Origin of the sequence: Parasphingopyxis sp. (assembly GCF_028279465.1) — a bacterium.
Lineage (GTDB): Bacteria > Pseudomonadota > Alphaproteobacteria > Sphingomonadales > Sphingomonadaceae > Parasphingopyxis.
Genome location: NZ_JANQNS010000015.1, coordinates 644,913 through 657,752 on the forward strand (window position 1 = coordinate 644,913; position 12,840 = coordinate 657,752).

Genomic DNA, 12,840 nt, shown 5'->3' on the forward strand with positions numbered 1-12,840 from the left:
CCGGTGTTGGAACAGCTTCTACCCAGGCAATGGTTAACAAGACGTTCGGAAACACGCGTTTCCGGCGGAAAATCAGCCTTCGGAGTTCGACGCTTTCTTGGCGGCAGGCTTTTTGGCCGCGGGCTTCTTCGCGGTAGCCTTCTTCGCAGGCGCTTTTTTGGCGCTTGCAGTCGCCTTCTTGGCGGCCGGCTTCTTCGCTGCCGTTTTTTTGGCCGGAGCCTTTTTGGCTGCGGTTTTACGCGCCGCAGGTTTCTTGACTTCCGGCTTGGGTGTTTCGTCTTCCTCGGCCTCGATCGCCTCTTCCAGCTCTTCGCGCGTTACGGTGCGATCCGTGATCTCCGCATTCTCGAAGAGATAGTCGACGACCTTGTCTTCGTAGAGCGGCGCGCGCAGCTGGGCGGCCGCCATCGGGTCCTGCTGGACGTACTGGATGAAGCGTTCGCGGTCTTCTGGACCGTACTGCTGGGACGCCTGAGCGATTAGCTGGCTCATCTCGCTCTGGTTGATCTCGACGCCGTTCTGTTTGCCGATCTCGGACAAGAGCAGGCCGAGGCGCACGCGGCGTTCGGCGATCGACCGATATTCGTCCTTCTCGTCTTCCATTTCCTTCCGCGCGGCCTCCGGATCCGGTTCATTCGCGGCTTCCTGTTCGAGCTGATTCCAAATCTGGTCAAATTCCGATTCGACCATGGTCGGCGGGACCGGAAAATCGTGATTGGCGGCGAGATTATCGAGCAGCTTGCGCTTCATGTGCGTGCGCGTCAGGCCGTTAAGCTCCTGCTCGACCTGGCCTTTCATGAGTTCGCGCAGCTTGTCGATGCCTTCAAGGCCGAGCGACTGGGCGAACTCATCATCGACTTTCGCTTCCTTAGGCTTGCGCACCTCACCGACGGTCACGTCGAAAACGGCGTCCTTACTCTTCAGATAATCGACATTGTAATCGTCCGGGAACGTGATTTTCACTTCCTTGGCATCATTGGCCTTCACGCCAACCAGCTGATCTTCGAAACCCGGAATGAGCTGGCCGGAACCGATGGTCACCGACATTTCCTCGCCCTTGCCGCCTTCGAACGGCTCGCCATCGACCTTGCCCTCGAAATCGATAACGACGAGATCGCCTTCTTTCGCCTTGTAGGTCTTGGCGGCAGTTTCGTAACTTTTCTGATTTTCGGCGAGGCTCTGGATCGCGGCGTCGACCGCCTTGTCGTCGGCCTCGACCGTCAGGCGTTCGAGCGAGATATCGTCGACCTTGATCTCCGGAATTTCCGGCAGAACTTCGACCTTCATCGAAATTTCGATATCCTTGCCGCGCTCCCAATCCGGATCGAGCTCGATCTCCGGCTGCATCGCCGGACGGATTTCCTGCTCGGCCATCGCTTCCTGCACGCCCGTCTGGATCGCCTTGTTCACGACATCCTGCTCGATCGCCTCGCCATGCATCTTGCGCACAAGATTCGCAGGCACCTTGCCGGGGCGGAAACCGGGCATGCGTACCTGCGGCGCGATTTCCTTGAGCTGCGCGTCCACCTGCTTTTCGATATCGGCGAACGGAATGGTCAGGGTGTAGGCGCGTTTCAGGCCTTCATTGAGCGTTTCAACGGTCTGCATGGTTCTAACAATCAAGCCTTGGTCAAAAAAAGGGAAATCCGTCTGGCGGTTTGCTGCGGGACGGTGGCAAGCCTGGTGCGGGCGAAGGGACTCGAACCCCCACATCTTTCGATACTTGGACCTAAACCAAGCGCGTCTACCAGTTCCGCCACGCCCGCTAGAGGACCGCCGGTCGGCGGCGTCTATAGCAATACCGCGCCGAAGGGCAAGCGGTGTTCACCACAGGTCGGCGCTATTCGGGCCTAATGGTATTCTGCATCGGCCGACCGGGGCGAAAAGCCCTGGCCCGCTGCTGGCAATTGCCCGCCGCGCGCCCTAATAAAGAGCGCAGAGCTTCAAACGGGATCGCAATGAGCTTTTTGAAAACCCTTTTCTGGATCGTGCTGTCGGCCGTGGTTGTGCTGTTTTCGATCAACAACTGGCTGCCGGTTACCGTCAATCTGTGGGGCGGGCTCGAGGCCGATGTAAAAATGCCGGTCCTCGTACTCTTCTTCTTTCTCGTCGGGTTTCTACCGACCTTTGCTTACTATCGCACCAAGGCATGGCGCTTGAGCAAGCGCGTCGACAGCCTGTCGCGCCAGCTCGCCGATGAACGCGGCATGCGGACCTTCCGCGCGCCGCAACGCCCCGGTGCGGAAGAACCGACTGCGGCGACAGACGAACCGCCGGCTAGTCCCGAGGGCGAGTTGCAGCTCGACACGCCATTGCCGAGCGAGAGCAAGTCATGAACTGCCCGATCTACATCGCGCTCGATACGCCGGATATGGACAAGGCGAAGGCGATCGCATCTGCCGTACGCAATCATATCGGGGGCATCAAGCTGGGCCTCGAATTCTTTGCCGCCAACGGGCCTGCGGGCCTGAAGGAGATGGCGGCGCTCGATCTACCCATCTTTCTCGACCTAAAGCTGCACGATATTCCCAATACGGTGGCCAAAGCGGTGCAAGCGCTGCGCCCGATCGAGCCCGCGGTGCTGACCGTGCATGCCGGCGGCGGCCGCGCGATGATGGAGGATGCCAAAGCCGCCGCGCCTATCGGTACGAAGGTCGTCGGCGTAACCGTGCTGACCAGCCTCGATGGAGAAGACCTGCATGACATGGGCGTTGCGGGCGATCCGCATGATCAAGTGATGCGCTTGACCGAACTGGCCAAACTATCCGGTCTCGACGGGGTGGTTTGTTCGGGCCGGGAAGTCGCGGCGGCCAAGGAAATCTGGCCGGACGGCTTTTTCGTGGTGCCGGGCGTGCGGCCTGCAAGCGGCAAGACCGCCGATCAGAAGCGCACCGTAACGCCGGCAGACGCCATGCATGCCGGCGCATCCATCATCGTCATCGGCCGACCCATCACGCAAGCGGACGAACCCGATCTCGCCGCCCGGGCGATAGAAGCAACGCTCTGACAATGGCCGATATCGATGTGAAGATATGCGGCCTGACCACGGCCGAAGCGATAGAGGCCGCCGCCCATGCCGGGGCGAGCCATGCAGGTTTCATGTTTTACGAACCGAGTCCCCGCAATATCCGGCCACGCGAGGCGCCCGCGCTCGCCAAGCATGTGCCCGCATCGATGAAACGCGTCGGCGTGTTCGTCGAACCGGACGATTCGCTTTTGGAACGCGCCATCCGGGCCGCCCGGCTCGATATCGTGCAGCTGCACGGCGACGAGCGGCCGGAACGGTTGAAATCGATCAAGGCGCGGCTCGATGTGGACATCTGGAAGGCTATTCCTGTCAGCACGGCCAGCGATCTTGAGCGGGCCCGGCGCTATCGCGAGGATGCCGATCTGATCCTGTTCGATGCGCGGACGCCCAAAACCTCCCGCCTTCCCGGCGGCATGGGCATCGCATTCGACTGGAAGCTGCTCAACAAATACAACCACAAAACCGACTGGGGTCTCTCCGGCGGACTTACACCGGACACCGTTGCCGAAGCGATCGCCATCACCAATGCGCCGCTGCTCGATGTATCGTCCGGCGTGGAAAGCGAGCGGGGCGTCAAAGACCCTGTAAAGATCGCGCAATTTATGGAAGCCGTGAAAGCCGCATGACCAACCACTCCCCTGCCCCGAACAGCTATCGCACCCAGCCCGACGAAAGCGGGCATTTCGGCGACTATGGTGGACGCTACGTCGCCGAAACGCTGATGCCGCTGATCCTCGATCTTGAGAAGGAATATCGCGCGGCCAAGCAGGACCCGGCATTCAAGGCGGAATTTGACGATCTGCTTGAACATTATGTCGGCCGCCCTTCCCCGCTCTACTATGCCGAGCGGCTGACCGAGTTGATGCGTCAGAACGCGGATGAGGGGATGGGCGCGGAAATCTGGTTCAAACGCGACGAGCTCAACCATACCGGCGCGCACAAGATCAATAATTGTATCGGGCAAATCCTGCTCGCCAAGCGCATGGGCAAGACCCGGATTATCGCGGAAACCGGGGCTGGTCAGCATGGCGTGGCGACGGCGACCGTTGCAGCACGCTTCGGCCTTCCCTGCGTCGTCTATATGGGCGCGCGGGATATGGAGCGGCAGCAGCCCAATGTATTCCGCATGAAATTGCTCGGCGCGGAGGTGATCGGTGTCGAAAGCGGTGCACGCACACTCAAGGATGCGATGAACGAGGCGTTGCGCGACTGGGTCGCGAATGTCGATGATACATTCTACATCATCGGCACGGCGGCCGGTCCGCATCCCTATCCGGAACTCGTCCGCGACTTTCAAAGCGTGATCGGCACCGAAGCACGCGCGCAGCTGATGGAGCGCACGGGCAAGCTGCCCGATCTGCTCGTCGCGGCGATTGGTGGCGGTTCCAATGCGCTCGGCCTCTTCCACCCGTTTCTCGATGACAAGATCGTCGAGATGATGGGCGTGGAAGCCGCCGGCACGGGCCTCGACAAGAAGCATGCGGCCAGCCTGACGGGCGGATCGCCCGGTATCCTGCACGGCAACAAGACCTATCTGCTGCAGGATGAAGACGGGCAGATTGCAGAAGCACACTCGATCAGCGCCGGCCTCGACTATCCGGGGATCGGCCCCGAACATAGCTGGCTTAAGGAAACCGAGCGCGTGATGTATACGAGCGTGACGGACGATGAGGCGCTCGATGCGTTTCAGCTGCTCTGCCGCGCGGAAGGTATCATCCCGGCGCTCGAACCGAGCCATGCGCTCGCCGTGACCATCGCCGAAGCACCGAAACGCAAGCGCGACGCGATCATCCTGATGAATCTTTGCGGCCGCGGCGACAAGGATATTTTTACGGTTGCCGAAGCGCTTGGAGTAGAGATGTGAGTGAGCGTCTCGGCGAGGCATTCACGAGTCTGCGTACGGATAATCGGGCTGCGCTTGTCGCGTTCATAACGGCCGGCGACCCAACCATCGATGACACTGGTGCCGTGCTAGACGCCCTTGTCGAGGGCGGGGCCGATATTATTGAGCTCGGCATGCCGTTCACCGATCCGATGGCCGACGGCCCGTCGATCCAGGAGGCCAATCTGCGCGCGCTCGGCAAGGGCACGACTACAGCCGATATCTTCGCGATCGCCGAGGGTTTCCGGTCGCGGCATGCGAACGTGCCGCTGGTCCTTATGGGCTATGCGAATCCGATGGTGCGGCGCGGGGCGCAATGGTTTGCGGATCAGTGCGCCGAAACGGGCGTCGACGGGGTGATTTGCGTCGACATTCCCGCGGAAGAGGATGGCGCGCTCGGCCCCGCGCTGCGCGATGCCGGCATAGACGTTATCCGGCTCGCGACTCCCACCACTGATGAAGCCCGCCTTCCCGCGGTTCTCGAAGGTGCGTCCGGTTTTCTCTACTATGTGTCGGTCGCCGGGATCACCGGCAAGCAGCAGGCGGCACAGGCCAGCATCGCCGCCGCCGTCTCCGCGCTCAAGGCGAAAACGGACCTTCCCGTCGCCGTCGGTTTCGGTGTTCGCACACCGGAACAGGCCGCCGATATTGCCCGTGTCGCCGATGGCGTTGTCGTCGGATCGGCGATCGTCGAACTGGTTGGGAAACATGGCGCGGATGCACCGCAACCGGTGCGCGACTATGTTAAGTCGCTGTCCGACGCTATACGGTCTGCGCGAAACAGTTAGGAAAGCGCCCATGAACTGGTTCAACAATGTCCGAAATCGCATTCCCTTCATCTCGAAGCGGACGACCGAGGATACGCTCTGGCATAAATGCCCGAATTGCCAGCAGATGATTTTCACCAAAGAATATGAGGAAAATCTGTCCGTCTGCCCGGAATGCGGTTTCCATGGCCGGATCGGGCCTTCGCAGCGCTTCCTTCAACTCTTCGATGATCATAGCTGGGAGGAGCTGCCCGCCCCGCGCGTCAAAGAAGATCCGCTGAAATTCCGCGATCAGAAACGTTATGTCGACCGGCTGAAAGCGGCTCGCAATGCGACCGGTGAAAGCGATGCCTTCGTCAATGCGCGCGGTACGATTAAGGGGCACAAAGCCGTGATCGGCGTGCAGGATTTCGCTTTCATGGGCGGATCGATGGGGCTCGCCGTCGGTGAAGCCTTTGTCCGTGGCGCGCGTGCGGCCGTCGAGGCACAGTGCCCCTATATCGTATTCACGGCCTCGGGCGGCGCGCGCATGCAGGAAGGCGCGCTATCGCTGATGCAGATGCCGAAGATGACAGTGGCCGTCGAGGAGCTGCGCGAAGCCGGCCTCCCCTATATCGTCGTGCTGACCGATCCGACTTCCGGCGGCGTGATGGCGAGCTATGCGATGCTTGGCGATGTGCAGATCGCCGAACCCAAAGCGCTGCTCGCCTTTACCGGGCGACGCGTGATCGAGAATACGATCCGCGAGAAACTACCCGATAATTTCCAGAGCGCCGAATACCTGCTCGATCATGGCGCGCTCGACATGATCGTCGCCCGCAAGGAGTTGCGCGATACGCTCGCCCAACTGATCGACTTTCTCCTGCCGGCCGAACAGGCGGCCTGACGACAGCCACCGCGATGCCCGATCATGCCCGTTCGGACGATCCGGCCGTCCAGAAACAGCTCGACCGGCTCGCGACGCTCTCGCCGGGCCGCGATACGCTGGGGCTGGAGCGGATAGCAGCGCTGCTCGACCGGCTCGGCAATCCGCAACGCGCTCTGCCCCCGGTTTTCCATGTCGCAGGCACCAATGGCAAAGGCTCGACCTGCGCTTTTCTGCGCGCTGCAATCGAAGCGGCCGGGTTGTCCGCGCATGTCTATACGAGCCCACATCTCGTACGGTTCAACGAGCGCATCCGCATTGCCGGAAAACTAGTCGAAGATGCCGTGCTGGCCGAGCTTCTCGAAATGGTGCTGGATCAGGCCGAGGGCATCGATCCGAGCTTTTTCGAGGCAACCACGGCCGCCGCGTTTCTCGCTTTCTCGCGCACTCCAGCGGATGCATCGATTATCGAAGTCGGCCTTGGCGGGCGGCTCGACGCGACGAATGTCATCGAACGGCCGCTCGTCTGCGGCATCGCGCATCTCGGCATCGATCATGAAGCGTTTTTGGGATCGGATATCGTCGGCATCGCGGCGGAAAAGGCCGGGATAGCGAAACGCGGCAGGCCACTGGTCACGCAAAGCTATCCCAATCCGGTGGGGCAATCGATCGCGCGGATCGCCGAGCAGAATGGCGCGGAATGGCTACCGCGCGGTCGCGATTGGCGCGGTGCACCCTATCGTGGGCAACTGCATTATCGCGATCATGAAACGGTGTTGCGTCTGCCGCTGCCGGCCCTGCCCGGGCCGCATCAGGCGGACAATGCGTTGCTCGCAATCGCCATGCTGCGCCACCAGCGCGCGCTCGATGTGCCTGAGGCCGCGTTGCGCGCCGCAATGGGCTGGGCCGACTGGCCCGCGCGGCTGCAGAAGCTGGAGCCCGGACCGCTAACCGACATACTGCCCCCGGAAACCGAGATATGGCTCGACGGCGGACACAATGTGCTCGCAGCAGGAGCGTTGGCAGCCCATTTCGCCGATCAAGAAGGCATTCGCCTCATCATGGGTATGCTGTCCAACAAGGATCCGGAAGGTTTCCTATCGGCGCTCCCGCAGGTCCGTTCCGCGACTTTCATACCAATCGACAATCACGCGCATCATCCGCCAGACAAGCTTGCGGAAATTGCGCGAAAACTCGGTGTAGCGGCGCACACGGCACCTACGATTTCTGCCGCGCTGGACGAGCTGGTTAGCGAAAACGTTCAGCCGGAACGCCCATTGGTGATTACAGGTTCGCTCTATCTGGCCGGCGATGTGCTGCGCCTCAACAATTCTCTGCCCGAATGATTTTATTGCGATTGACTTGCATTAGCATATAAACGATCAAGGCTTCCCAACGAAAAGGAAGCCTGTGCCCGATTCCACCAAATTCGATACGATGCTGCCCCATGTCGCGCCGACTTGCGGAGATGCGCGCACCCTGCTCTTCGCCATCCGCCGCATGGCGATCCACGGCATCGACGACGCCTTTGCCGTAAATGCCATGATAGCGGCCTATGGAATGCGCTACCGCAAGCCCCTCTTGCTGCTACGCACGATGCTAATCGATGTTGCCCGCAACGCGCGGGCCAACATCGTTGTTACGCCATGCTGCTCACCGCGCATGACCGCACATGAACACGCCCTGCTCTCGGCAATCGGAGATCCCGAAAACGCGGCGACGCATCTGTCTTCACTTATTGACGGCAGGGGCGTGCCGACAACGCGCGCTACCGTTGCCGCGCTCGGCGAAAGCCTAGCAGCTTTGGGGCAACCGCTGTCTATTTGAACGCGTGTTCAGACTTGTCTTCGGCCTCCGAACCCGCCGTGCCCAACGACCGATCGACGAGCCCGGAGCGAATCATCCACCAGAACAGGAATACGCCGGGAAAGGCGGCCGCCGTCGTCAGTAGGTAGAAATTCACATAACCCATCGCCTCGATCAGTGATCCCGCCGTCGTACCGGTCAAAAAGCGGCCGAGAATACTGGCAGCGGCTGATAATAAGGCGAACTGCGTCGCCGTGAAGCGTAGATTACAGAGCGCCGAGAGATAGGCGACGACCGCGACCCCGCCGATGCCACTCGCGAAATTTTCGAAACCGATCGCCGCAGCCATACCGATATTGCTGTGGCCCACCGCCGCCAGCGCTGCGAAGCTGAAATTCGATATGGCCATCAGGACTAGGCTGATCATCACCGACGTCTTCATCCCAAGGCGGGCGTACAGAATGCCGCCGACGAAAATGCCGACCAGCAGAGCCCAGAAACCAACGCCGATGTCGTAGATTGCGATCTCGTCATTAGTGAAGCCGAGGTCCTCAAACAATAGGCGGAACGTAAGATTGGCCAACGTATCGCCGATTTTATGCACAAGTACGAACAGCAGTACCACTAACGCGCCAGAACGCTGGAAAAACTCCGTGAGCGGACTCACATAGGCGACCACCGCCGCAATCGGACCGCGCAACGGCTGTGGTTCTTGGTGCCTTTCGGGTTCGCCCATGAATACACCGGTGAAGAAAGCGAACAACGCAAAGAAGGAACAAACGAAATAGGCGATCGTCCAGTCGGCGCGCGCTGCTACGACCAGAGCCAAAGCGCCGGCCGCAGCAGCCCCGATCCGCCAGCCATATTGGCTCATTCCGGAACCGACTCCGAGCTGGCGCGGCTCAAGCAGTTCGATACGATATCCGTCAATGACGATATCGAAGGTCGCGCCGGCAACGCCGACAAGTATGGCCGCAACCGCGACGCGCAGGATCGATTCATTCGGATCGAGACTGCCAAGATACATGATCGCCAGCATTACCAACACCGAGGTCAGCCACAGCCAGGAAACCCGTTGCCCGAAGCGGCCAATAATCGGCAGTTTCACTGCATCGATGATCGGCGCCCAAATCCATTTGAAATTATAGGCGAGAAAGGTCAGCGCGAAGGCGGTCACTGTCGATTTGTCGATCCCCGCCTGGGCCAGTCGCGTGGTCAGCGTCGCGGCTATCAATGCAAAAGGCGCGCCGGAGGAAATGCCCAGCGCCAGCGCCGCCAGAGGGGCCGCCTCGAAATAGGGTCTCACCCCGATTGGCAGATTGTCGCGCCATGTCCCGGTTGCAGCCACGGCTTGTTCGTTATCGGCCATACTTCTTTCCCGCCCTATTTGGGCGAGAAACTAGCGGCAAAAACCGTGAGGGATAGCCCTGTTATCCACGCATCGGCGCCGTTCGTCGATAAATCGGCTATCCGCCGAGATATTCCGCCGCGAGAATGGGGCCCGCAGCACCATCGCGCACAACGATCGCATGCCGGTCGCCTTGCGAAAGCAGCGCATTATCGCTGGCAATTATCGTGCTCAACGTCTCGCTGTTCATCGCACCAATGTCCTGCTCCGCAAGCACGACATTGGTGTAGCGCACCGAACGCCCACCATTCTCGCCACGCCCGATCGATACCGTCTCGCTGGCGTCGAGTGCTAGCAAACGGACCACCGCATCCCCCGAATGGGTTCCGGCAACGGTAACGCGATATCCGGACCGGTCGTCTCCGGTGATGTCTATGGATAGGAGTTGCTCGTCTGCACGCGCTTCCGCCACGGCCTCGGCAAGTTCTGCCCGCCGCGATCCGACGAGGCCGATACGCCCGTCGACCACCGCTTGCGGGGTGTAGGACCGGCCACCGCCCCGCTCGAGGCGCTGCGCGTAACGCCGCTGCAATTGCGTGTTTTCCTCACGCCCCAGCGTATCGCGCCAACCCAGCCTGTCCCAATAGGTCACCGGGCGGGTAATGACGACGAGATCGGGATCGTCGACGAGTTCCGCGACCAGCGCATCGGCCGGGGGACAGGACGAGCAACCCTGGCTCGTGAACAGTTCGATGGCGACAGGGCCACGCTCCGTGGCTGCCGATGCCAGCACGACGTCTTCCAGCTCCTCTGCCCGCTCTTCATGGGTTTCCATCGGCGCGCACGCGGCCAGGGAAAGCGCCGCAGCGGCTGTGGCAATAGTGGTGCGCAAGTGTCGCATAGCGGAATTCCATTTCGTCGTTTGCTTTCCCTTTGTTCGCAATTCCCGGAAAAAGGGTTACAGCAAGCCGCATGGCGGGGCCCGGGAAACAGCGCGAAGACCAGCGTATTGCCAAACTGCTGGCGCGCGCGGGCGTGGCATCGCGGCGCGAAGTCGAGCGGATGATCGCAGCCGGCCGGATCGCGATCGACGGCAAGACGCTGGATACGCCAGCCACGCTCGTCAAATCGCTGCACGGCGTCACCGTGGACGGGCAACAGGTTGGCCAGCCCATTCCGGCCAAGCTCTACTGCTTTCACAAGCCTGCCGGTGTCTTGACGACGGAGCGCGATCCGAAGGGCCGGCCGACAATCTATGACCGTTTGCCCAAAGGCCTGCCGCGCCTGATGCCGATCGGGCGGCTCGATCTGAACACAGAAGGCCTGTTACTGATGACCAATGATGGCGGACTCAAACGGCAGATGGAGCTGCCGGCGTCCGGCGTCGAACGTACATATCGCGCCCGCGCCTTTGGCCAAATCAGTCAGGAGCAGCTCGAAGGGTTGATCGATGGTATCACGATCGAGGGTGTCCGATATGGCTCGATTGACGCCAATCTCGAACGGCGCACCGGTCGCAACCAGTGGATCGAGATGAAGCTGGCCGAGGGAAAAAACCGCGAGGTACGGCGCGTGCTCGAGCATTTCGGGCTGAGGGTCAGCCGCCTGATCCGCACGGCCTATGGCCCCTTCTATCTTGGCGATATTCCGAAAGGCGGAGTCGAACAGGTGCGCCAGCACGATCTGGTAAAATTTCGCCAGTCTCTGCAATGAAGACGTCCGCGCCTCGTATCGTCGCCGGGAAATGGAAGGGGCAGCCGATCGAAACGCCGCAGACAGCTACCACCCGCCCAACATCGGCGCGCACGCGCGAAGCCCTTTTCTCGATGCTGCTGAGCCGGATTGGCAATTTCGAAGACCTGACAGTGGCCGATATTTTCGCCGGCTCGGGCGCGCTGGGTTTCGAAGCGCTTTCGCGCGGGGCCGCCACGTGCATCTTCGTCGAGAATAGCAGCGATGCATTACGCGCGATCCGTACCAACGCCGATAAATGGGGCGCTGATATCACATTGCTGGATCGTTCGTTCGGAGCGGTAACAGAAATCCCAGAAAGCGTGGACATCGCGTTTCTCGATCCACCCTATCTGAGCGGCGACGGCCAAAGGGCCCTCGCCCGGCTCGACAGGCTGGGCTGGTTCGCACCGCATACCTGGGCGGCGCTGGAGACGGCAGCGGAGGAGGAGGTGGCAGTCGAGGGCTGGACGGAGGATGCTACCCGCACCTATGGCAAGGCCAAACTGACGCTTTTGCGGCGGAATTGACGTTTATCGCACCCGAATGCGTAGCGCATCACTGACAGTTAATCTTGCTTCGGCAAAACCCTGCGCATCGGCGAAAAAACCGCCGCGAGGAGCAGGATAATGCACAAGCGCGAAGATCTGACGATGGACAATGAACGGCTCGCCCGCGCATTGGCGGCCGCTGCCGGTATCGAATGGTCGAGCCTTCCCGACTATCCGGGCTATGGCAAAAACCATTGGCGCGAAAAGGCCCGCAACTTCTTCAAGCTGGACAAGAAAGTCGCCTGAAGCGACACCCGGTCATTGAATGGAGTAGAAAAGCCATACGCCGGCGATCGTGTAGATTTGCGCGGCAATCATCAGCAGGTGTAGCCAGACGCGGCGGCTTAGTATCAGCACGATCGAAAAGCCGATCAGCACGATCAATGGGACATTCGCTTCGGCCCAGGTTGCCGAATCCAGTTCCAGTCTCGCTATCAGTTGCGAATTCTTGGCAATCACGAAGACCAGATAGACCATGTAGGTGATCCAGAAATGCTTGCGGTTCGCCATGTAGAATTCGCGTAGGTCTATGCCCTTGTCGGGGATGCTGTCCGGCAGAACCGCCGCCGACATCAGGAACAGCGCCAGCAGCGTTGCGACATCGAGCAGGAACCATCCGAACAGGACCTGCTCGACGTTCGAATAGTCGTGATACAGGCCCCACCAGAGATTGAGGATGTAGCAGAGCACGATCAGCGCGATGATCGGCGAGAGCCAGTCCCATTTGACCTTGCGGCCGGCCCGCAGCAGCCGGTGAAAACTCAACGCGATGTCGGCGACAGCTAGGCCGACCAGTATCGCCGCGAAGATGGTGATATATTCGCCGGTCGTCATACTTGCCCCAAACGTCCGTTACCTGTTT

Annotated in this window: 15 protein-coding genes and 1 tRNA gene; 11 read left to right on the forward strand and 5 right to left on the reverse strand. The window is 60.7% G+C overall.

All coding sequences use genetic code 11. The features are described 5' to 3' along the window. Nucleotides 1-72: 72 nt before the first annotated feature. The gene (gene tig, locus Q0974_RS12725) at nucleotides 73-1,608 is read right to left on the reverse strand and encodes a trigger factor (RefSeq protein WP_299328132.1); all 1,536 of its coding nucleotides are present in this window, start codon (nucleotides 1,606-1,608) and stop codon (nucleotides 73-75) included. A gap of 73 nt (nucleotides 1,609-1,681) precedes the next feature. Next, a tRNA-Leu gene (locus tag Q0974_RS12730) sits at nucleotides 1,682-1,766 on the reverse strand. A 192-nt stretch (nucleotides 1,767-1,958) separates the two neighbouring features. Here Q0974_RS12730 and Q0974_RS12735 point away from each other — a divergent pair. The 8 genes from Q0974_RS12735 (at nucleotide 1,959) to Q0974_RS12770 (ending at nucleotide 8,369) form a co-directional block, all read left to right on the forward strand. Next, the gene (locus Q0974_RS12735) at nucleotides 1,959-2,336 is read left to right on the forward strand and encodes a hypothetical protein (RefSeq protein WP_299328134.1); all 378 of its coding nucleotides are present in this window, start codon (nucleotides 1,959-1,961) and stop codon (nucleotides 2,334-2,336) included. Beyond that, nucleotides 2,333-3,007 carry an orotidine-5'-phosphate decarboxylase gene (pyrF, locus tag Q0974_RS12740; RefSeq protein WP_299328135.1) on the forward strand — a complete coding sequence of 225 codons (675 nt, stop codon included), beginning with the start codon at nucleotides 2,333-2,335 and terminating at the stop codon, nucleotides 3,005-3,007. The genes Q0974_RS12735 and pyrF overlap by 4 nt, the downstream gene beginning before the upstream one ends. Nucleotides 3,008-3,009: 2 nt before the next feature. Then, on the forward strand, nucleotides 3,010-3,654 hold the full coding sequence (locus tag Q0974_RS12745; protein ID WP_299328136.1) for a phosphoribosylanthranilate isomerase: 645 nt from the start codon (nucleotides 3,010-3,012) through the stop codon (nucleotides 3,652-3,654). Next, nucleotides 3,651-4,892, forward strand: coding sequence for a tryptophan synthase subunit beta (gene trpB, locus Q0974_RS12750; protein WP_299328137.1), 1,242 nt, complete (start codon nucleotides 3,651-3,653; stop codon nucleotides 4,890-4,892). Before Q0974_RS12745 ends, trpB begins: the two co-directional genes overlap by 4 nt. Beyond that, nucleotides 4,889-5,698 (forward strand): tryptophan synthase subunit alpha, encoded by an 810-nt coding sequence (gene trpA / locus Q0974_RS12755; RefSeq protein ID WP_299328139.1) that lies wholly within the window; start codon nucleotides 4,889-4,891, stop codon nucleotides 5,696-5,698. The genes trpB and trpA overlap by 4 nt, the downstream gene beginning before the upstream one ends. Nucleotides 5,699-5,708: 10 nt before the next feature. After that, nucleotides 5,709-6,563 (forward strand): acetyl-CoA carboxylase, carboxyltransferase subunit beta, encoded by an 855-nt coding sequence (gene accD, locus Q0974_RS12760; RefSeq protein WP_299328141.1) that lies wholly within the window; start codon nucleotides 5,709-5,711, stop codon nucleotides 6,561-6,563. Between the two features lie 14 nt (nucleotides 6,564-6,577). Then, nucleotides 6,578-7,888, forward strand: a complete 1,311-nt coding sequence (locus Q0974_RS12765; RefSeq protein WP_299328143.1) for a folylpolyglutamate synthase/dihydrofolate synthase family protein — start codon at nucleotides 6,578-6,580, stop codon at nucleotides 7,886-7,888. 64 nt (nucleotides 7,889-7,952) lie between these two features. Continuing rightward, nucleotides 7,953-8,369, forward strand: a complete 417-nt coding sequence (locus tag Q0974_RS12770) for a DUF6628 family protein (protein ID WP_299328145.1) — start codon at nucleotides 7,953-7,955, stop codon at nucleotides 8,367-8,369. Here Q0974_RS12770 and Q0974_RS12775 read toward each other — a convergent pair. Both Q0974_RS12775 and Q0974_RS12780 read right to left on the reverse strand, forming a co-directional pair. Continuing rightward, complete coding sequence (locus Q0974_RS12775) at nucleotides 8,362-9,717, reverse strand: MFS transporter (RefSeq protein ID WP_299328147.1); 1,356 nt, start codon at nucleotides 9,715-9,717, stop codon at nucleotides 8,362-8,364. The two genes, Q0974_RS12770 and Q0974_RS12775, sit on opposite strands and share 8 nt — an antisense overlap. A 97-nt stretch (nucleotides 9,718-9,814) precedes the next feature. Continuing rightward, entirely contained in the window at nucleotides 9,815-10,588 is a 774-nt protein-coding gene (locus Q0974_RS12780; RefSeq protein WP_299328150.1) for a thioredoxin family protein, read from the reverse strand. A gap of 80 nt (nucleotides 10,589-10,668) precedes the next feature. Here Q0974_RS12780 and Q0974_RS12785 point away from each other — a divergent pair, with 80 nt between their 5' ends. From Q0974_RS12785 to Q0974_RS12795, 3 genes are all read left to right on the forward strand, one after another. After that, nucleotides 10,669-11,409 (forward strand): pseudouridine synthase, encoded by a 741-nt coding sequence (locus Q0974_RS12785; RefSeq protein ID WP_299328153.1) that lies wholly within the window; start codon nucleotides 10,669-10,671, stop codon nucleotides 11,407-11,409. Then, nucleotides 11,406-11,957 (forward strand): 16S rRNA (guanine(966)-N(2))-methyltransferase RsmD, encoded by a 552-nt coding sequence (gene rsmD / locus Q0974_RS12790; protein ID WP_299328156.1) that lies wholly within the window; start codon nucleotides 11,406-11,408, stop codon nucleotides 11,955-11,957. The genes Q0974_RS12785 and rsmD overlap by 4 nt, the downstream gene beginning before the upstream one ends. A 99-nt stretch (nucleotides 11,958-12,056) precedes the next feature. Next, on the forward strand, nucleotides 12,057-12,224 hold the full coding sequence (locus Q0974_RS12795; protein ID WP_299328159.1) for a hypothetical protein: 168 nt from the start codon (nucleotides 12,057-12,059) through the stop codon (nucleotides 12,222-12,224). 12 nt (nucleotides 12,225-12,236) lie between these two features. Here Q0974_RS12795 and Q0974_RS12800 read toward each other — a convergent pair whose 3' ends face one another. Beyond that, the gene (locus Q0974_RS12800) at nucleotides 12,237-12,812 is read right to left on the reverse strand and encodes a hypothetical protein (protein WP_299328161.1); all 576 of its coding nucleotides are present in this window, start codon (nucleotides 12,810-12,812) and stop codon (nucleotides 12,237-12,239) included. Nucleotides 12,813-12,840 lie beyond the last annotated feature (28 nt).